Source organism: Rouxiella chamberiensis (assembly GCF_026967475.1).
Lineage (GTDB): Bacteria > Pseudomonadota > Gammaproteobacteria > Enterobacterales > Enterobacteriaceae > Rouxiella > Rouxiella chamberiensis.
In genome coordinates, this window is record NZ_CP114058.1 from 4,027,410 (window position 1) to 4,045,232 (window position 17,823).

General features: G+C 55.9%; 20 protein-coding genes. 15 read left to right on the forward strand and 5 right to left on the reverse strand.

What is annotated here, in order from left to right; translation table 11 throughout:
* Positions 1-22 precede the first annotated feature (22 nt).
* The 9 genes from rpe to argD all read left to right on the forward strand — a co-directional run bounded on the left by rpe (position 23) and on the right by argD (position 7,546).
* Positions 23-712, forward strand: a complete 690-nt coding sequence (gene rpe, locus O1V66_RS18705) for a ribulose-phosphate 3-epimerase (RefSeq protein ID WP_045048652.1) — start codon at positions 23-25, stop codon at positions 710-712.
* The gene (locus O1V66_RS18710; RefSeq protein WP_045048651.1) at positions 705-1,403 is read left to right on the forward strand and encodes a phosphoglycolate phosphatase; all 699 of its coding nucleotides are present in this window, start codon (positions 705-707) and stop codon (positions 1,401-1,403) included. Before rpe ends, O1V66_RS18710 begins: the two co-directional genes overlap by 8 nt.
* 3 nt (positions 1,404-1,406) lie before the next feature.
* Positions 1,407-2,408: a tryptophan--tRNA ligase gene (trpS, locus tag O1V66_RS18715; RefSeq protein ID WP_269127965.1), complete on the forward strand. Its 1,002-nt coding sequence runs from the start codon at positions 1,407-1,409 to the stop codon at positions 2,406-2,408.
* Between the two features lie 232 nt (positions 2,409-2,640).
* Positions 2,641-3,924, forward strand: a complete 1,284-nt coding sequence (locus O1V66_RS18720; protein WP_045048649.1) for a cytosine deaminase — start codon at positions 2,641-2,643, stop codon at positions 3,922-3,924.
* A gap of 113 nt (positions 3,925-4,037) precedes the next feature.
* Complete coding sequence (gene ppiA / locus O1V66_RS18725) at positions 4,038-4,613, forward strand: peptidylprolyl isomerase A (RefSeq protein ID WP_045048648.1); 576 nt, start codon at positions 4,038-4,040, stop codon at positions 4,611-4,613.
* Positions 4,614-4,750: 137 nt separating this feature from the next.
* Positions 4,751-4,921, forward strand: coding sequence for a YhfG family protein (locus O1V66_RS18730; RefSeq protein ID WP_072045097.1), 171 nt, complete (start codon positions 4,751-4,753; stop codon positions 4,919-4,921).
* Entirely contained in the window at positions 4,911-5,504 is a 594-nt protein-coding gene (locus O1V66_RS18735) for a putative adenosine monophosphate-protein transferase Fic (RefSeq protein WP_045048647.1), read from the forward strand. Before O1V66_RS18730 ends, O1V66_RS18735 begins: the two co-directional genes overlap by 11 nt.
* Before the next feature lie 109 nt (positions 5,505-5,613).
* The gene (locus O1V66_RS18740; RefSeq protein ID WP_045048646.1) at positions 5,614-6,189 is read left to right on the forward strand and encodes an aminodeoxychorismate synthase component II; all 576 of its coding nucleotides are present in this window, start codon (positions 5,614-5,616) and stop codon (positions 6,187-6,189) included.
* Positions 6,190-6,331: 142 nt separating this feature from the next.
* Complete coding sequence (gene argD / locus O1V66_RS18745; RefSeq protein ID WP_045048645.1) at positions 6,332-7,546, forward strand: bifunctional acetylornithine/succinyldiaminopimelate transaminase; 1,215 nt, start codon at positions 6,332-6,334, stop codon at positions 7,544-7,546.
* Positions 7,547-7,584: 38 nt separating this feature from the next.
* Here argD and O1V66_RS18750 read toward each other — a convergent pair whose 3' ends face one another.
* A complete protein-coding gene (locus O1V66_RS18750) occupies positions 7,585-9,663 on the reverse strand; it encodes a YccS/YhfK family putative transporter (RefSeq protein ID WP_045048644.1) in 2,079 nt (692 codons plus the stop codon).
* 60 nt (positions 9,664-9,723) lie between these two features.
* Positions 9,724-10,356, reverse strand: coding sequence for a cAMP-activated global transcriptional regulator CRP (crp, locus tag O1V66_RS18755; protein ID WP_009638999.1), 633 nt, complete (start codon positions 10,354-10,356; stop codon positions 9,724-9,726).
* 346 nt (positions 10,357-10,702) lie between these two features.
* On the opposite strand from crp, the gene O1V66_RS18760 reads away from it, so the two are divergent.
* Positions 10,703-11,113 (forward strand): OsmC family protein, encoded by a 411-nt coding sequence (locus O1V66_RS18760; RefSeq protein WP_045048643.1) that lies wholly within the window; start codon positions 10,703-10,705, stop codon positions 11,111-11,113.
* 76 nt (positions 11,114-11,189) lie between these two features.
* Here the strand turns inward: O1V66_RS18760 and O1V66_RS18765 are convergent, their stop codons facing one another.
* The 3 genes from O1V66_RS18765 to O1V66_RS18775 form a co-directional block, all read right to left on the reverse strand.
* Complete coding sequence (locus O1V66_RS18765) at positions 11,190-12,059, reverse strand: phosphoribulokinase (RefSeq protein WP_045048642.1); 870 nt, start codon at positions 12,057-12,059, stop codon at positions 11,190-11,192.
* A gap of 103 nt (positions 12,060-12,162) precedes the next feature.
* Positions 12,163-12,411, reverse strand: a complete 249-nt coding sequence (locus O1V66_RS18770; RefSeq protein WP_045048641.1) for a YheU family protein — start codon at positions 12,409-12,411, stop codon at positions 12,163-12,165.
* A 22-nt stretch (positions 12,412-12,433) separates the two neighbouring features.
* Positions 12,434-13,411, reverse strand: a complete 978-nt coding sequence (locus O1V66_RS18775) for a hydrolase (protein WP_045048640.1) — start codon at positions 13,409-13,411, stop codon at positions 12,434-12,436.
* 102 nt (positions 13,412-13,513) lie between these two features.
* Between O1V66_RS18775 and O1V66_RS18780 the strand changes: the two genes are divergently transcribed.
* From O1V66_RS18780 to tauD, 5 genes are all read left to right on the forward strand, one after another.
* A complete protein-coding gene (locus O1V66_RS18780; RefSeq protein ID WP_045048639.1) occupies positions 13,514-14,116 on the forward strand; it encodes a LysE family translocator in 603 nt (200 codons plus the stop codon).
* A gap of 230 nt (positions 14,117-14,346) precedes the next feature.
* On the forward strand, positions 14,347-15,336 hold the full coding sequence (gene tauA / locus O1V66_RS18785; RefSeq protein ID WP_045048638.1) for a taurine ABC transporter substrate-binding protein: 990 nt from the start codon (positions 14,347-14,349) through the stop codon (positions 15,334-15,336).
* Positions 15,337-15,346: 10 nt separating this feature from the next.
* Positions 15,347-16,114, forward strand: coding sequence for a taurine ABC transporter ATP-binding subunit (gene tauB / locus O1V66_RS18790; RefSeq protein ID WP_045048637.1), 768 nt, complete (start codon positions 15,347-15,349; stop codon positions 16,112-16,114).
* Complete coding sequence (tauC, locus tag O1V66_RS18795) at positions 16,111-16,944, forward strand: taurine ABC transporter permease TauC (protein WP_045048636.1); 834 nt, start codon at positions 16,111-16,113, stop codon at positions 16,942-16,944. Before tauB ends, tauC begins: the two co-directional genes overlap by 4 nt.
* Positions 16,941-17,789 (forward strand): taurine dioxygenase, encoded by an 849-nt coding sequence (gene tauD / locus O1V66_RS18800; RefSeq protein ID WP_045048635.1) that lies wholly within the window; start codon positions 16,941-16,943, stop codon positions 17,787-17,789. The genes tauC and tauD overlap by 4 nt, the downstream gene beginning before the upstream one ends.
* Positions 17,790-17,823: the final 34 nt, after the last annotated feature.

Here is a 17,823-nt window from a genome sequence, read left to right on the forward strand (position 1 = left end):
ATTTTCAACGTAGGAGAAGCAGATGAAAGATTTTTTGATTGCTCCATCCATTCTTGCGGCCGACTTTGCCCGCCTGGGCGAAGACACCGTGAAAGCACTGGAAGCCGGCGGTGACGTCGTGCATTTCGATGTCATGGATAATCACTATGTGCCGAACCTGACTATCGGTCCAAACGTCTGCCAGTCCTTGCACAAGTATCTGCAAGAGAAGGGGATCAACAAACCTATCGACGTGCACCTGATGGTTACGCCGGTCGATAGCCTGATCCCGCAGTTTGCCGATGCGGGTGCGACCTACATCACTTTCCATCCCGAAGCTTCTTTCCACGTTGACCGCACTCTCCAGCTTATCCGTGAGCACGGGTGCAAGGCGGGTCTGGTATTTACCCCCGCGACCCCTCTGAGCTATCTCGATTACGTGATGGACAAGCTCGACGTTATCCTGCTGATGTCGGTCAATCCGGGCTTTGGCGGTCAGTCGTTTATTCCGGGCACCCTCGATAAGCTGCGCGAAGTGCGCAAGCGTATCGATGAAAGCGGCTACAACATTCGTCTGGAAATCGACGGCGGCGTCAAGGTCGACAACATCGCCGAGATAGCCGCTGCCGGTGCCGACATGTTTGTTGCGGGTTCCGCCATTTTCGGCCAGCCAGACTACCGCGCCGTCATCGACAAGATGCGCAGCGAGCTGGCCAGCGTGTCTCATGGCTAAGCCGCTTTCACCGCTGGGCGTGGCCTTCGACCTTGATGGAACGCTGGTCGACAGCGCACCGGGTCTGGCCGAGGCGGTCGACAAGGCCTTGGTCGATGTTGGACTGCCCGCGGCAGGCGTCGAGCGCGTCAGCACCTGGATAGGCAACGGTGCCGACGTCATGGTCGAGCGCGCCGTGCGCTGGGCCGAAGGTTCTCTCGACCCGGCGTTTCTGCAACAGGTACGCGGCAGATTTGACAGTTATTATGCACAGACCGCCGCCCGTGGCAGCACGCTTTATCCGCAGGTGAAAGAAACCCTGACCGCGCTGGCTGCGGCAGGCATTCCGCTTGGCTTGATTACCAACAAGCCGACGGCATTTGTCGCGCCGTTGCTGGTTTCTCTGGGTCTCGACGGACTCTTTACGCAGATTCTGGGCGGCGATGACGTAGTGCAGAAAAAACCGCATCCTGCGCCGCTGTATCTGATGCTGGCCAATCTGGGTCTGCGCGCCAGCGAACTGGTGTTCGTCGGCGATTCGCGCAACGATATTCAGGCGGCACAGGCAGCGGGATGTTGCTGTGTCGGCATGACCTACGGTTATAATTACGGCGAAGCCATTGCGCAGAGTCAACCCGATCGGGTTCTTGAACGCTTTGCCGACCTTTTGCCCACCTTCGGGCTATCCCCCTTAAAGGATCAGGAAGCATAAAAAATGAGTAAACCCATCGTCTTTAGTGGCGCACAACCCTCTGGTGAATTGAGCATTGGTAACTACATGGGTGCTCTGCGTCAATGGGTTAAAATGCAGGATGACTATGACTGCATTTATTGCATCGTTGACCTGCACGCAATCACGGCACGTCAGGATCCTGCTCAGTTACGCAAAGCGACCCTCGACACGCTGGCCCTGTATCTGGCCTGCGGGATCGATCCTCAAAAGAGCACCATTTTCGTTCAGTCCCACGTTGCCGAGCATTCCCAGCTGGGCTGGGCGCTGAACTGCTACACCTATTTCGGCGAACCGAGCCGTATGACCCAGTTCAAGGACAAGTCTGCGCGCTACGCCGACAACATCAACGCCGGGCTTTTCGACTATCCGGTATTGATGGCCGCCGACATTCTGCTCTATCAAACCAATCAGGTGCCGGTCGGTGAAGACCAGAAGCAGCATCTGGAATTGAGCCGCGATATCGCCGGGCGTTTCAACGCGCTTTACGGTGACGTGTTCAAGATCCCCGAGCCGTTTATTCCGAAATCCGGTGCGCGTGTGATGTCCTTGCAGGATCCGACCAAGAAAATGTCCAAGTCGGACGACAACCGTAACAACGTGATTGGCCTGCTGGAAGATCCGAAATCGGTGACCAAGAAGATCAAGCGCGCGATGACCGATTCCGAAGAGCCACCGGTCATTCGTTACGATCAGGCTGCGAAACCGGGCGTTTCGAACCTGCTCGATATCCTCTCTGGCGTAAATGGCAAAAGCATTGCCGAGCTGGAAGCCGAATTCGAAGGACAGATGTATGGCCACCTGAAAGGCGCGGTTGCCGAAGCGGTTACCGGCATGCTGACCACCTTGCAGGAACGCTACAACACCTACCGTGCGGACGAAGCCTATCTGCAGCAGGTCATGCGCGAAGGTGCCGAGAAAGCCCGCGCCCGTGCGCAGGAGACGCTCCGCAAGGTCTATGACGCCATTGGTTTTGTAGCACCCTGATTCTTTCGTCCACCGGGCAAAACAAAAAACCATGCTTTAGGGCGTGGTTTTTTTGTCCTGAATTTGTCTGGTCATGCTTTGCGTGCCGGATTGCAGATCGATAAGAACCTTTGTCATTACCGGTATGCTGCTAATAAAGCACAAAAGATTCATGCTTTTTTTGTATGCATCGCGTCATCGGCCACGTTTTGCAGTAGTCTAAAAAAACCACAGACGGCAAAGAGAGGTAAAGGTGACGCAATCCAGCCTGCGGGCCATCAAAAACGTACGCATGCCCTATGCACAGGGGCTGTGGCAAATCGATATCGAAAACGGCAAGATTCGACAGATAACCTCGCAGCCGCACGGCGGACAAGACAGCGCAGAGGTGCTGGACGCGCAGGGCGGTCTGGCGCTGCCGCCGTTTATCGAGCCGCATATTCATCTCGATACCACGCAAACTGCCGGTGAGCCGTCCTGGAATATCTCGGGCACATTGTTTGAAGGCATCGAACGTTGGGCCGAACGCAAGGCGCTGCTGACTCACGACGATGTAAAACAACGCGCGTGGATGACCCTGAAGTGGCAGATTGCCAACGGCATTCAGCATGTGCGCACCCACGTCGATGTCTCGGATCCTACGCTGACGGCGCTGAAAGCCATGCTGGAAGTGAAGCAGGAAGTTGCGCCGTGGGTGGAGCTGCAAATCGTCGCCTTCCCGCAGGAGGGCATTATCTCCTATCCCGATGGCGAAGCCTTGCTGGAAGAGGCATTGAAGCTGGGCGCGGACGTCGTCGGTGCGATTCCGCATTTCGAATTCACCCGCGAATATGGCGTCGAGTCGCTGCACAAAACCTTTGCGCTGGCGCAGAAATATCAGCGTATGGTCGATGTGCACTGCGATGAAATCGACGATGAACAGTCGCGCTTTGTGGAAACCGTGGCGGCGCTGGCGCTGCGCGAAAACATGGGGGCGCGGGTCACGGCCAGTCATACTACGGCCATGCACTCCTACAACGGCGCCTACACCTCAAGACTGTTTCGGCTGCTCAAAATGTCGGGCATCAACTTTGTCGCCAATCCGCTGGTCAATATTCATTTGCAGGGCCGCTTTGATTCCTATCCGAAACGCCGTGGCATTACGCGGGTGAAAGAGATGCTGGAAGCCGGGATCAACGTCTGTTTCGGACACGACGACGTCTTCGACCCGTGGTATCCGATGGGCACCGGCAATATGCTGCAAGTGTTGCAAATGGGGCTGCATGTCTGTCAGTTGATGGGGTATGAGCAGATAAATGACGGACTGAAACTGATTACGACCTACAGCGCCAAAACCCTGAATCTGCCGGAATACGGCATCAAGAGCGGGCACGACGCCAACCTGATTATTCTGCCTGCCGACAGCGGCTTCGATGCCGTGCGCAGACAGGTTCCGGTCCGCTATTCGATTCGTCACGGCAGGGTGATTGCCGAGACTCGGCCCGCCTCGAGCACAATACATCTCGATAAGGCTGAACCCGTTGATTTTACACGCTGAATTACCCCTCACCGCGGACTTTGCGTAAATAACGGTAAAGGGCTGGCGCGAAGGGGTGAGGGTCTTTAGAATCAATGCGTTTTGTGGCTTGTCTATTGGAGAAAGGAACCGTTATGTTTAAACGTACTTTAGTGACCTTCACTGCTTTGCTTTCCCTCACCGCGATGGCACCGGCAGCATTTGCAGCCAAGGCTGCGGATACCCATGTGATGTTGACCACCTCGGCGGGAAATATCGAGCTGGAACTCGATAATGCGAAGGCACCGGTTTCCGTTAAGAATTTTGTCGATTACGTGCAGGGTGGTTTCTACAACAACACCATTTTCCATCGCGTGATCCCGGGCTTTATGGTTCAGGGCGGCGGCTTTACCGCCAATATGCAGCAGAAAAGCACCAACCCGCCGATCAAGAACGAGGCGGACAACGGACTGCGTAACCTGCGCGGCACCATTTCGATGGCACGCACGTCCGATAAAGACAGCGCGACCAGCCAGTTCTTCCTGAACGTGGCGGATAATGCTTTCCTCGACCACGGGCAGACCGATTTCGGTTATGCCGTATTCGGTAAGGTTATCAAAGGCATGGACGTGGTAGACAAGATTTCTTCCGTTAAAACCACAAATGTCGGGCCGTACGAGAATGTGCCGGCGACGCCGATTGTTATCCTTTCCGCCAAAGTGCTGCCATAACGGCTTCCTCGCGTTGACAAGGGCTGCCCACGACGCGTTTTGGGCAGCCGCATCCGCAATTCCCGCCCGTCCAACGGCAAAATCAGTGTCCCTGTCTATACTTAAACTCCACGTTCTTGGCGCAAGGGAGAAGCCGTATGGCGACGAAGCTGACCGATAAACAGAAAGAGCAGTTCTACCGCAAAAGACGAAACCTCAACTTTCAAGGCAGCACGGCGCTGGATGGACTGACCCTCGAACTCATTGATTTAACGGATGAGCAGATTGCAGCACGTCTTGAAGAAGTGAGGGGGAAATATGAGCGATAAACTGCTGTCGGTGGCCGACGATCCTTATCTGTATCCCGGAAAGGACGTGCTGAAAAACCGTTTCAACCTCAAGAATGCCAATCAGTTGCGCGAGGCCGAACTTGCGCTGACGCCGCTGCGCGCGGCGACCATCGAGCTGGGTCCGCCGAAAATGGGGTTGCCGCACCTTTGCGCCATCCATCAAATCCTGTTTCAGGACCTGTTCGACTGGGCGGGCGAGTTGCGCGAAGTGGATATCTTCAAGGAAGACACGCCGTTTTGCCATTTCGACTACATTGAGCGCGAAGGCAACACTCTGATGCAGGCGCTTGAGAACGAAGCGTACCTGCGCGATTTGCCGCAGGATGAACTGTATTCGCGGCTTGCACACTATTATTCGGAAATAAACCTGCTGCATCCTTTCCGTTACGGCAGCGGACGCGCGCAGCGAATTTTCTTCGAGCAACTGCTGACGCACGCAGGTTACGGCATCGACTGGAGCAAGGTCGATAACACCCGCTGGAACGAGGCCAACAAGGCGGCCGCCTTTGGTGACGAGCAACCGCTTGCTGAAGTGTTCAAACACATTGTGGCCGACGCGTAAGGCCAGGCAACATGATTGACAGGGATTCGGGCGGGGAAAAGTCTGCGGGTCAGCGCCGAAATAGGTAGAATGACCCGGCAAAAACCAGACCTCGCCAAACCGGATACCCATGCTGCTGATTATCGATAACTACGACTCTTTCACCTATAACCTTTACCAGTACTTCTGCGAGCTTGGGGCCGAGGTGGTGGTAAAACGTAACGATGAGCTGGAGATTGCCGACATCGCCCGGCTAGCACCTTCGCATCTGGTCATCTCTCCCGGCCCCTGTACGCCCAACGACGCGGGCATTTCGCTTCAGGCGATTGCGCATTTTGCCGATACGCTACCGATTCTCGGCGTTTGTCTCGGACATCAGGCGATGGCGCAGAGCTTTGGTGCGCAGGTGGTCCGCGCCCGTCAGGTTATGCACGGCAAAACCTCGCTTATCGAACATAACGGCAGAGGGGTATTTGCCGGTCTGAATCATCCGCTTCGCGTGACTCGCTATCATTCGCTGGTTGTACAACCCGACACGTTACCCGCCTGTTTCGAGATAACCGCCTGGACCGGTCAGGCAAGCTCTCCCGACGAGATAATGGGCATCGCCCACCGCGAACTGCCTTTGCACGGCGTACAATTCCATCCCGAGAGCATACTTAGCGAGCAGGGACATCAATTACTCGATAATTTCCTTAAAATTTAAGCAATTACCAAATATTCTCACTGACGGGACGATAAACGTTTGCCTGTGAGTGATTTTTTATGCATATTTTATGATTATATTCTCACATTCATTTAGAGTGTGAATACCTGAGCGCAGCGGAAACGCATTGGAGAGTAAGGCTATGACAGAAAAAACAGCAGTAGGTCGCGATGCATTTGATCGGGTGATTTTGCCTGTTTATTCACCCGTCAAGTTTATTCCGGTCAAAGGTAAAGGCAGTCGTATCTGGGACCAGCAGGGCACCGAATATATCGATTTCGCGGGCGGCATCGCGGTTACGGCGCTGGGCCATTGCCATCCGGTGCTGGTAGACGCGCTGCACAGGCAGGGCGAAACCCTGTGGCACGTCAGCAACGTCTTTACCAACGAACCTTCTCTGCGTCTGGCGCAGAAGCTCATCGATGCGACCTTTGCCGATCGTGTGTTCTTCGCCAACTCCGGTGCCGAAGCCAACGAAGCGGCCTTCAAACTGGCGCGTTACTACTCTTCTGCCAAACATAGCCCTTACAAGAGCAAAATCATTGCTTTCCATAACGGGTTCCACGGGCGCACGCTGTTTACCGTGTCCGTCGGCGGCCAGCCAAAATACTCCGACGGCTTTGGTCCGAAACCGGCCGATATCGTCCACGTTCCGTTTAACGATCTGGATGCCGTGAAAGCGGTGATCGATGACCACACCTGCGCCATTGTCGTCGAGCCGATTCAGGGCGAAGGCGGCGTAACGCCCGCGACGCAGGCATTCCTGGAAGGTCTGCGTGCGCTGTGCGACGAGCACAAGGCACTGCTGGTCTTCGATGAAGTGCAAAGCGGCATGGGCCGCAGCGGCAAGCTGTTCAGCTATATGCATTACGGCGTGACGCCCGACATTCTCACCACGGCAAAAGCGCTCGGCGGCGGTTTCCCGATAAGCGCGATGATTACCACGGAAGACGTGGCATCCGTCATGGCGCCGGGCAAACACGGCACCACTTACGGCGGCAATCCTCTGGCTTGTGCCGTGGCAGAAGCGGCACTGGACCTCATCAATACGCCAGAAGTGCTGGCAGGAATCGAAGAGCGTCGCCAGGCGTTCCTGCAGGCGCTGGAAGCCATCAACGCCAAATATCAGGTGTTTGCCGAGTTCCGTGGTCAGGGTTTGCTGATCGGGGCCGAACTTTGCGAAAAATACAAAAACCGTGCCGGCGAGTTTATGACTGCCGCGGCAGAATCTGGCTTGATGATGCTGGTGGCCGGAACCAACGTAATGCGCTTTGCGCCATCACTGGTGATCGATTTCGACGACATCAGCGAAGGCATGGCGCGTTTCGAGAAAGCCGTACAGAAAGTCGTGGGCTAATCGCTTTCCCTTCTCCTGTCGAAAGGCAGGAGAAGGGATTACGCTTTCACCCGGCGAGTAAGCCAGATCCCGTGATGCGGTCTTTGCCGCCAGGCCAGAGACGAAATCGTGTTCATGGCGCTGAGATGGGAAAGCACGCGGCGCAGATGCCGCTCCATTTCGGTAACGGGCATATCGGTATGCATGTCCGGCGGCTGAAACGCCGTCGATCCGCTGCTCGTTCCGTCGGTGGTTAATCGCTGCTGACAACTCTGCAAGGCAATTTCGCAAGTCTGCAAATACTCGATGGCCAGTTTCGGCGTCAGCATGTAATGCTCGCGCGCAAGAATGGTCATGGCGTTGATATGGTCGACCAAAAACTGACTGTGCGTCACCCAAAGCCGCATATCCGTCAGATAATGCGAATTGAATCCCGGCTCCTGCATGGCCTGATTCAGCGAGGTAAATAGCTGATTATGCGCCTGATTCACTTTCATGCGGGCGTAGGCCAGCTCGGCGGGATCCGGATCTTGCTGCAATACCCGTCTAATGGCTTCCTGATCGGCCTCCAGCGCCTGATGCGCGTTGGTGCGCAGCATCCCGCTCTGCCACTGCGGCCACAGCCAGATAGTGCCGCCAAACGCCAGCGCGCAGCCAATCAGGGTATCAATCAGCCGCGGCAGCAGGAAATGCGCACCATTGAGCGCCAGAATCTGCAACGTATAGACCGCCGTCACCGTCAGGCCAATCATTCCCAACCCGTAATTTTTGCGCAGCACCGTGTAGGAGACAAGGGTAATGATCAGCATGAGCAGCAGCGTTAAATTTTGCGGAATGGCGAGCTGAAGCAGACCCGCGGCCGCGATAAGCCCTATCAGCGTGCCGAGCGCACGGTGCTGAATCCGCACCCGCGTGGCGTTGTAGCCGTTTTGGCTCACCAGCAGGGTGGTAAGCAAAATCCAGTAAGGTTTTGGCAAATTGAAGAACATGCCGAGCGTACTGCCTATCGCCAGAATAACGCCAAGCCGCGCGGCATTGCGCAGGGCCGCCGACTTGAAGGAGAGATAGCTTTTCAGCGCGGCCCAGAAGGGCAGCCGATTCTGCTCCTGCATCAAATCACGGCGATACAGCGGGCGCTGGGTGCGCAGCAGGCGGGCAATGCGACTGAAATGGTAATAGCAAAACTGACCAACGGGATTCTCGCGATAGCGCGAGGCAATCTTCTCCAGCGCCGCCAGTTCATTGGCCATCGAGAAACGCACGGAACGGCGATGATAGAGAATGTCGTCGCCAATCACCCGCAATCGCGCACCAATCACCTGCGCATTGCGGCGGATAACCGCTTCCGCGTGGCTCTCCTCCACCAGCTTTTGCACTTCGGTAGGCAGATGCAGGCTGACGGTAATGTGCTCCTGCAAATCCAGCGCCACCTGAAAACTGCGCAGCAGCCGTTTGCGATGTTGATGCTGGTTGGTGGGCAGCATATGCAGTTGCTGATAGAGCAGGGCAATCAGGTCGATCACTTTCTGCTGTCTTTTCAGTAGCGGTGGCAGCGCGGTCTCGGGATCGGTGTGCTGAGTCAGCAAGGAGTATTTAGCTTCGAAATAATCGGCGAGTTCGTTATACAACTGGCTTAGGGTTTCGCGCATCGGCTGCTCTTCGGACAGTCGGAACCACAGCCAGTTAAAGAGGCCGTACCACGCGGTGCCGACCACAAACAGCAGCGGCGCATGCCAGATAGGCACCACGCCCGCCATACTGAGGGTAAAGATGGACGCCACCAGCGCACCCGACAGCAAACGGCCATGCAGCGGGCCTATCTCGCCCGTTACGCCGATAACCAGCGACAGGCCGAGCATGATAAACGGCAGCGGAACATGCCAGTTCACCAGCATCAGCTGGAGCAGAATACTGCTGACGGCAAACAGCGAACCGCCGATAGCCAGGCGTTTGAAGAAGTGTTTGTGCGGCGTGTCGAGACCGGAAATATTGCAGCAGGCAGGAACGAGCGCAAACAGCAGCCCCATCTTCAATTCGCCGAACAGCATGGCAAAGGCGATAGGCAGGCAAAGCACCAGCGTCTGTCGCAGCGCATAATTGATTTCAGGGTGGTAAAAGAGTCGTCGCCAAAGCGTCATGTGAAGGAGAGTCTGACAAAAACGGCACAACGAAGACTCGCCGTGCCGTTTTTAAAGCGATTAACGCGTGCCGTAAACGACAATCGTTTTACCGTGTGCCGAGATCAGGCTCTGATCTTCGAGCATTTTGAGAATTCGCCCTACCGTCTCGCGTGAGCAACCGACGATTTGACCGATTTCCTGACGGGTGATCTTTATCTGCATCCCATCGGGATGCGTCATGGCATCGGGCTGTTTGGCGAGATTCAGCAGAGTCTGGGCAATACGACCGGTTACATCAAGGAAAGCAAGGTTACCCACTTTCTCGGACGTAATTTGCAGTCGGCTTGCCATCTGTGCGGAAAGACGCATCAGAATGTCGGGGTTGACCTGGATAAGCTGACGGAATTTCTTGTAGGAAATTTCGGCCACTTCACAGGCAGTTTTCGCTCTAACCCATGCACTGCGTTCCTGACCTTCTTCGAAGAGTCCCAGCTCGCCGATGAAGTCACCCTGATTCAGGTAGGAAAGTATCATCTCTTTACCTTCTTCATCCTTGATAAGCACGGCAACCGAGCCTTTCACGATGTAGTAAAGCGTTTCAGCCTTTTCACCTTGGTGAATCAGCGTACTTTTGGATGGATACTTGTGTATATGACAATGAGACAGGAACCATTCGAGAGTAGGGTCTGTTTGTGGCTTGCCGAGAACCATTAGTTATTATCCTCTTTTTATCGCTGCCCAAAATCGCAGGGTTCTAAGACCCTGTTCGGCGATTTTTACTTCGCGCTCTTTTAGCATATGAACTGACCAGCAATGCTGCAAGCGGCAGGTAGAGTGATTTAAGCGGTAATTTGCCCTTATCACCAAGGTTATCCTGTTAACACCCAAAAAACCTGACCGCAACTTGTTGGAAAGTTTCTTTCGGCTTTGTTTGTAGCACAGGTTTGCAGACGTGTCTTGTGTTGTCTCGCTTCAGCATGATGCGGATCGAGTTACATTGCCAGTTTCAGGGGTAAAGGGTAGTCTGTTTTGAAAAATGACGAGTGGAGAGATTCAAATGCAAGCACGGGTAAAGTGGGTTGAAGGGTTAACGTTTCTCGGCGAATCAGCCTCTGGCCATCAGATTCTGATGGATGGCAATGCCGGGGACAAATCACCCAGCCCGATGGAAATGTTGCTGATGTCGGCCGGAGGATGCAGCGCCATCGACGTGGTTTCAATCCTGCAAAAAGGGCGTAACGAGATTGTCGGCTGTGAAGTGAAACTGACTTCCGAACGCCGCGAAGAGGCCCCGCGCCTGTTTACCACCATTAACCTGCATTTCATCGTGACCGGTAAAGATCTGACCGACAAAGTCGTTGAGCGCGCGGTAAGCCTGTCTGCCGAGAAATACTGTTCGGTGTCCCTGATGCTCGGGAAAGCGGCAACTATCACTCACAGCTTTGAAGTGATTGATTCGCAAGAATAAGCCATAACATTGCGACCACGGGTCGCGCCATCAATCGCCGACTGCCGCCGGGCCAATACCGGGTGGCAGCCGGTGCCTACTCTATTTTCTTGCCTTCCATGAGACGCTGCACCAGCGGCCCCATAATCAACTCCATTGCCAGTCCCATCTTGCCGCCAGGCACCACCAACGTATTGATATGCGAGATAAACGAGCCTTGCAGCATTGCCAGGAGATAGGGGAAATCAATTTGATCCAGCCCCTGAAAGTGAATTACCACAAAGCTTTCATCCAGCGAAGGAATGGCCTTGGCGGCAAAAGGGTTGGAGGTGTCGATGGTCGGAACGCGCTGGAAGTTGATGTGCGTGCGGGAGAACTGCGGCGTGATGTAATTGATGTAGTCATCCATCGATCTCACTACGGAATCCATCACGGCTTCACGCGAATGACCGCGTTCGCCGGTGTCGCGCACCAGTTTCTGAATCCACTCGAGGTTGACGATAGGCACCACGCCGACCAGCAGATCGACGTGTTTGGCGACATCGACCTGATTGGTGACCACCCCGCCGTGCAACCCTTCGTAGAACAGGATATCGGTCGGCTCGGGCAGCGCCTGCCACGGGGTAAAGGTTCCGGGCACCTGATTGTAAGGGACGGCTTCGTCATAAGTATGCAGGTACTTGCGTGAGCGGCCGGAGCCGGTTCTGCCGTACTCGATAAAACTCTGCTCCAGCAGGGTGAAGTCGTTGGCCTCGGGACCAAAATAGCTGATATGTCGCCCTAAATCTCGCGCCTTGCGGATAGCCGCGTCCATTTCCGGACGCGTAAAGTGGTGAAAGCTATCGCCTTCAAGCTGGGCGGCGTGCAGGCCCTGCTGCTGGAAAATCTTGCGAAAGGCCAGACTGGTGGTCGTCGTTCCTGCGCCGCTTGATCCGGTGACGGCGATAACGGGATGTTTAGCTGACATGGGCGTCTGACTCCTGCGGTTCGCGCATAATTACGCTTATTGTTACCATATCTATGCGCTGAATTACAGGACAACCGGGTGGCGGAGTCGAAGACATTTTGCACTAGGGATAATCGTTTTCCCGCTCTTCGTCGCCCGCACGGAACTGACCCCGCGGCATGATATTGAGCGTTTCGTGCAACTCGGACCACACCAGCACTACGTCGCCGCTTTTGAGCTGACGGCGAACGTCTTCGACCTTTTGCGCCAGTGAGCGCTCCTGTTCGCCGTAGTCCGTGCCTTCGCGCAGTACAAAGGCTTCAATCACGCTGTCGAGCGTTTCGGTAGGCAGTTCTTTCCAGGGAATGATCATGTTATTTATCTTTTTTCATCAGTTATTTAGCCAGAAGGCGCGGGGCCAGCCAGTCGGGAATGCGTGTTTCGAGCCACATCTGCGGACGCCGCCAGCTGCCGGTTACGAAGCCGACATGACCGCCATGTTCGGTCAGCTGATATTCAATCTCGGGCGGCAGATCCCGTGCATCCGGGATAACCGCGTCGGTCATGAAGGGATCGTCTTTGGCATGCAGAATAAGGAGCGGCACCTTGACCTTCGAAAGCCGCGGCAAACCGCTACAGCGACGATAATAGTCTAGCGCGTTTTCAAAGCCGTGAGCTTTGGAGGTGATGGCATCGTCAAACTCGCGAAGACGGCGCATCGCCTTGAGCTGTGCCAGCGTCACGGGCAGCGTATCGGGATATTTCAACAGCTTGCGCCGCGCGTTGCCTTTCAGCTGGTCCAGCAGATAGCGCTGATAAATGCGCGACGAACCCTGTTCGAGGCGATAGGCGCAGGGTTCGAGCATCAGCGGCGCAGAGACTATCACCGCCGCCTGCAAGGCACAGTTTTCACCTTCTTCGCCAAGATAGCAGGCCAGCATATTGCCGCCCAGCGAAAAGCCGACGGCGGCGGTCGGCGCTTCCCCGTGGGTGCGGCGCAGCCAGTTCAGGAAAAAGCGCGCATCGTCGGTTTCGCCCGAATGATAAATCCGCCGCAGCCGATTGGGTTCGCCGCTGCAACCACGAAAATGCATGACCACGCCGAGTCCGCCCTTTTCCCGCCAGGCTTGCAGCAGGCCGTGGGCATAAGGACTGGAAAAGCCGCCTTCGAGTCCGTGGAACAGCACCATGCGCGGCTTGTGGCGCGCAGATTGCGGATCTTCGCTCCAGGCCAAATCGACAAAATCGCCGTCGGGCAGATCCAGCCGTTGCCAGACCGGCTTTAGCTTTACGTGCCGTCGGACCAGACGCGGCAGCAGCGTTTGCAGATGCGGATTGCTAGCACCGCGCAGGGGACGAAAACTTTCAGACATTTTGTGGAAAAAAATCTCCTCGAGGAAGCTTGTACTACCCATACCACACTGATAGCTTCTCAGCTAATTGCATAATTATTGGGGTAGGGAGCAGCTGTTTAAATGGAACTGGGTTTATTTCTTTCGATGCTTGGATTTTTGTGGGTTGCGGCCATTACGCCCGGCCCGAACAATATGTTGTTAACCACCTCCGGCGCAAACTTCGGCTTTATGCGATCGCTATGGCTGATGCTCGGCATCATGCTCGGGATGCAGAGTATTGTCATCTTGGTGGCGTTCGGCGTTGGCGGGTTAATTCTGCTTTATCCGTCGCTGCATACTCTCCTGAAGATACTGGGTAGCCTGTATCTCCTTTGGCTGGCGTGGAAGATTGCGACTTCCGCCTATGAAACGCTGGAGACCGACGCCAGACAGGCCAAACCCATTCGTCTCTATCAAGGTTGGTTGTTGCAGTTTCTGAACCCGAAAGCCTGGCTCATGGCTCTGGGCGCGGTCGCCAGTTTCAGTCTGGCCGGTGCGCAGTATAACCACTCTGTGGCGGCAATCAGTCTCGGCGTATTTATCGTCAATCTGGTGTCAGGGATTATCTGGCTAGGTTTTGGTACCGTGATCGGCCGTCTGCTCGGCAGTCGTCGCGCGTGGTACACCTTCAATATCGCGATGGGTTTGCTTACCGCCGCCTGCGTGTTGCTGATTTGGCGCTGATTTCTGGCGCGATGTCGTGCTCACTTCGTTTAACGCCCCCAAACGGCTATCCAAAAAGATAGCCGTTTTCCTGTATTTACCCTTCCTTTGACTGGCATAACGTCCATATATTCCTTTTAGTTATTAAAGGTAATTTATAATTACTTTTAATGTCGCTGCCGCTCAGCTAAAAATTCTCCACAGATCAAAAAATCATCCATCGCGTTTAACTTTTTGTGGAGCACCTATTCATGGCAAACCGTTCTCTTTTACGTGGCGCAGCATTGCTGCTGTCACTGACCGCTCTCAGCGCGCACGCGGTGGATGTGACCGTCGCCTATCAAACCTCGGCGGAACCGGCCAAAGTGGCGCAGGCCGAAAATACCTTTGCCAAGGCGTCCGGCGCAACCGTCGACTGGCGCAAGTTCGACAGCGGCTCGAGCGTGCTGCGTGCGCTGGCCTCGGGCGACGTACAGATTGGCAATATCGGCTCAAGCCCGCTGGCCGTTGCCGCCAGCCAGAAATTACCTATCGAGGCTTTCCTGCTGGCGTCCGAACTCGGCAGTTCCGAAGCGCTGGTGGTCAAGAAAAGCATCAATAGCCCGCAGGACCTGATTGGCAAGCGCATCGCGGTGCCGTTTATCTCGACCACGCACTACAGCCTGCTGTCGGCGCTGAAACACTGGAACATCGATCCTGCAAAAGTCACCATCGTGAACCTGCAACCGCCTGCCATCGCGGCAGCGTGGGCGCGTGGCGACATTGACGGCGCCTATGTCTGGGCTCCGGCGGTCAATGAGCTCGAGAAAACCGGCAAGGTGCTGACCGACTCTTCGCAGGTCGGCAAATGGGGTTCTCCGACGCTGGACGTCTGGGTCGTGCGCAAGGATTTCGCGCAGGCGCATCCTGAAATCGTGACCGCCTTTGCCCGCAGCGCGCTGTCTGCGCAGAAAGCCTATTTGCAGAATCCGGAGCAGTGGCTGAAAGACACCTCAAACCTGAATACGCTGTCGCGTCTGAGCGGCGTGCCGGACGACCAGATCCCGGGGCTGGTGAAAGGCAACCGTTATCTGCCGGTGGCCGAACAGGTAACCCAACTGGGGCAGCCGGTGAACAAGGCGATTAAAGACACCGCCAGCTTCCTGAAGGAACAGGGCAAGGTGCCGCAGGTGGATAACGACTACAGCAGCTTTGTGACCGACAAATTCGTGAAGGCCGTGCAGGCCGACCCGCAATCTTAAGGAGGTCGCCATGCTTCAGGTCTCTCAACTCTCGGCCCAATATCAGGGCAATCCCGTGTTGCACGACATCTCGCTGCAAATCGATGCGGGGGAACTGGTCGTTGTGCTGGGGCCATCGGGATGTGGCAAAACGACGCTGCTTAACCTGATTGCCGGATTTACCTCGCCGAGCGGCGGGTCAATCAACCTCGACGGCGCGCCGGTCAAGGGGCCGGGAGCGGAGCGTGGCGTCGTGTTCCAGCATGAGGGGCTGCTGCCGTGGCGCAATGTGCTGGATAACGTGGAATTCGGTTTGCAGCTGGCGGGCATCGATAAACGTGCGCGTCGGCAAACGGCCGAAAGAATGCTCGCCAAAGTCGGCCTGACCGGTTACGAGCGCCATAATCTGTGGGAGTTGTCGGGCGGGATGCGTCAACGTGTCGGTATTGCCCGCGCACTGGCCGCCGACCCGCGACTGCTCTTGCTCGACGAGCCGTTCGGTGCGCTCGATGCCTTTACCCGCGAACAGATGCAGGAACTGTTGCTGACCATCTGGCGCGACACCGGCAAGCAGATTTTCCTGATAACGCATGACATCGAAGAGGCGATTTTCCTCGCCAGCGAACTGTTGCTGCTGTCGCCCGGTCCGGGAAGGGTGCTGGAACGTATTCCGCTGGCGTTCGGACAACGCTATGCCGACGGCGAATCCTGCCGCAGCATTAAATCCGACCCCGAGTTTATTCGCCAGCGCGAGTACGTGCTCGGTCAGGTGTTCCAGCATCGAGGAGGCCAGCTATGAGCGCCGAACCGGTTTTGAAAGAGATAACGCGCGCGAAAAGCCCGAACAAAGGCTGGACGTTGCCACGCAATGTGCGTCTCAGCCTCGGCACGCTATTGACGCTGCTCGTAGTGTGGTGGGCGGTCACGGCATTGAACTGGATACCGCCGTTGTTCCTGCCCGCGCCCCAGCAGGTGTTGCATCAGTTAATCACCATCGCCAGTCCGCAGGGCTTTATGGATGCCACCCTGTGGCAGCATTTGCAGGCGAGTCTGGCGCGCATCGTGATTGCGCTGTTTGCCGCCATAGTGATTGGCGTGCCGGTAGGGATAGCAATGGGGCTGAACGAAACGCTGCGCGGTATTCTTGATCCGCTGATTGAGCTGTATCGCCCCGTGCCGCCGCTGGCCTATCTGCCGCTGATGGTCATTTGGTTTGGCATTGGTGAAACCTCGAAGATTTTACTGATTTATCTGGCGATTTTCGCGCCGGTGGCGATGTCTGCGCTGGCAGGCGTGCGCAGCGCCTCCAAAGTCCGCATTCGTGCGGCGCAGGCATTGGGTGCCAGCCGCTGGCAGGTGCTGCGTTACGTTATTCTGCCCGGCGCGCTGCCGGAAATTCTTACCGGTGTGCGCATCGGACTGGGCGTTGGCTGGTCCACGCTCGTGGCAGCGGAACTTATCGCGGCCACGCGAGGTTTAGGTTTTATGGTGCAGTCGGCGGGAGAGTTTCTGGCGACTGACGTGGTTATCGCCGGGATTAGCGTCATCGCGCTTATCGCCTGCGCACTCGAACTGGGCCTGCGCTATCTGCAGCGCAAACTGACCCCCTGGCACGGAGAACAACAATGAACGAACGCCTGAAGATTACCCCGCTCGGCCCCTACATTGGCGCGCTGGTGGAAGATGTGTCGCTGAGCCGTCCGCTTTCCGACGCCCAGTTTGAGCAGCTTTATCACGCGCTGTTGAAATATCAGGTGCTGTTTGCCCGCAACCAACCGGTGACGCCGGTTCAGCAACGCGCGCTGGCGGCCCGTTTCGGCGATCTGCACATTCATCCTGTGTACCCGCAAACGCCCGAAGCGCAGGAAATCATTATTCTTGATACCGACGACAACAATCCGCCGGACAATGATAACTGGCACACCGATGTGACCTTTATCGAAACGCCGCCGCTGGGCGCAATTCTGGCGGCAAAACGCCTGCCATCAACCGGCGGTGACACACTGTGGGCCAGCGGCATCGCGGCTTACGAGGCGTTGTCGACCCCTTTCAGGCAGCTGTTGGCCGGGTTGCAGGCCGAGCATGATTTCACCAAGTCTTTCCAGGAATATAAATACCGCAAGACGCCGGAAGAGCATGCGCAGTGGCAAAAGGCCAAAGAGAAGAATCCTCCTTTGCTGCATCCGGTGATCCGCACGCATCCGGTGTCAGGCAAGCAGGCGCTGTTCGTTAATGAAGGTTTCACGACGCGAATAATCGGGTTGGAAGAGAAGGAGAGTGCCGCGATCCTCGATTTCCTGTTCCGTCACATCACCAAACCCGAATTTCAGGTGCGCTGGCGCTGGCAGGAAAACGATATTGCGTTGTGGGATAACCGCGTGACGCAGCATTATGCCAATGCCGACTATCTGCCGCAGCGCCGTATCATGCACCGCGCGACGATCCTAGGTGATAAGCCGTTTTATTCAGCGTGATACAGGGCGATAAAAAAGGGTGACGTAAGGATAC

Excerpts from the sequence above, each read along its gene's own strand:
- O1V66_RS18710 (WP_045048651.1), top strand. The coding sequence starts at position 705 with ATGGCTAAGCCGCTTTCACCGCTGGGCGTGGCCTTCGACCTTGATGGA.
- tauA (WP_045048638.1), top strand. The coding sequence starts at position 14,347 with ATGGCAAACCGTTCTCTTTTACGTGGCGCAGCATTGCTGCTGTCACTG.
- O1V66_RS18730 (WP_072045097.1), top strand. The coding sequence starts at position 4,751 with ATGGCGACGAAGCTGACCGATAAACAGAAAGAGCAGTTCTACCGCAAA.
- tauC (WP_045048636.1), top strand. The coding sequence starts at position 16,111 with ATGAGCGCCGAACCGGTTTTGAAAGAGATAACGCGCGCGAAAAGCCCG.
- rpe (WP_045048652.1), top strand. The coding sequence starts at position 23 with ATGAAAGATTTTTTGATTGCTCCATCCATTCTTGCGGCCGACTTTGCC.
- tauB (WP_045048637.1), top strand. The coding sequence starts at position 15,347 with ATGCTTCAGGTCTCTCAACTCTCGGCCCAATATCAGGGCAATCCCGTG.
- O1V66_RS18750 (WP_045048644.1), bottom strand. The coding sequence starts at position 9,663 with ATGACGCTTTGGCGACGACTCTTTTACCACCCTGAAATCAATTATGCG.
- O1V66_RS18775 (WP_045048640.1), bottom strand. The coding sequence starts at position 13,411 with ATGTCTGAAAGTTTTCGTCCCCTGCGCGGTGCTAGCAATCCGCATCTG.
- O1V66_RS18780 (WP_045048639.1), top strand. The coding sequence starts at position 13,514 with ATGGAACTGGGTTTATTTCTTTCGATGCTTGGATTTTTGTGGGTTGCG.
- O1V66_RS18760 (WP_045048643.1), top strand. The coding sequence starts at position 10,703 with ATGCAAGCACGGGTAAAGTGGGTTGAAGGGTTAACGTTTCTCGGCGAA.
- ppiA (WP_045048648.1), top strand. The coding sequence starts at position 4,038 with ATGTTTAAACGTACTTTAGTGACCTTCACTGCTTTGCTTTCCCTCACC.
- tauD (WP_045048635.1), top strand. The coding sequence starts at position 16,941 with ATGAACGAACGCCTGAAGATTACCCCGCTCGGCCCCTACATTGGCGCG.
- trpS (WP_269127965.1), top strand. The coding sequence starts at position 1,407 with ATGAGTAAACCCATCGTCTTTAGTGGCGCACAACCCTCTGGTGAATTG.
- O1V66_RS18770 (WP_045048641.1), bottom strand. The coding sequence starts at position 12,411 with ATGATCATTCCCTGGAAAGAACTGCCTACCGAAACGCTCGACAGCGTG.
- argD (WP_045048645.1), top strand. The coding sequence starts at position 6,332 with ATGACAGAAAAAACAGCAGTAGGTCGCGATGCATTTGATCGGGTGATT.
- O1V66_RS18765 (WP_045048642.1), bottom strand. The coding sequence starts at position 12,059 with ATGTCAGCTAAACATCCCGTTATCGCCGTCACCGGATCAAGCGGCGCA.
- O1V66_RS18735 (WP_045048647.1), top strand. The coding sequence starts at position 4,911 with ATGAGCGATAAACTGCTGTCGGTGGCCGACGATCCTTATCTGTATCCC.
- crp (WP_009638999.1), bottom strand. The coding sequence starts at position 10,356 with ATGGTTCTCGGCAAGCCACAAACAGACCCTACTCTCGAATGGTTCCTG.
- O1V66_RS18740 (WP_045048646.1), top strand. The coding sequence starts at position 5,614 with ATGCTGCTGATTATCGATAACTACGACTCTTTCACCTATAACCTTTAC.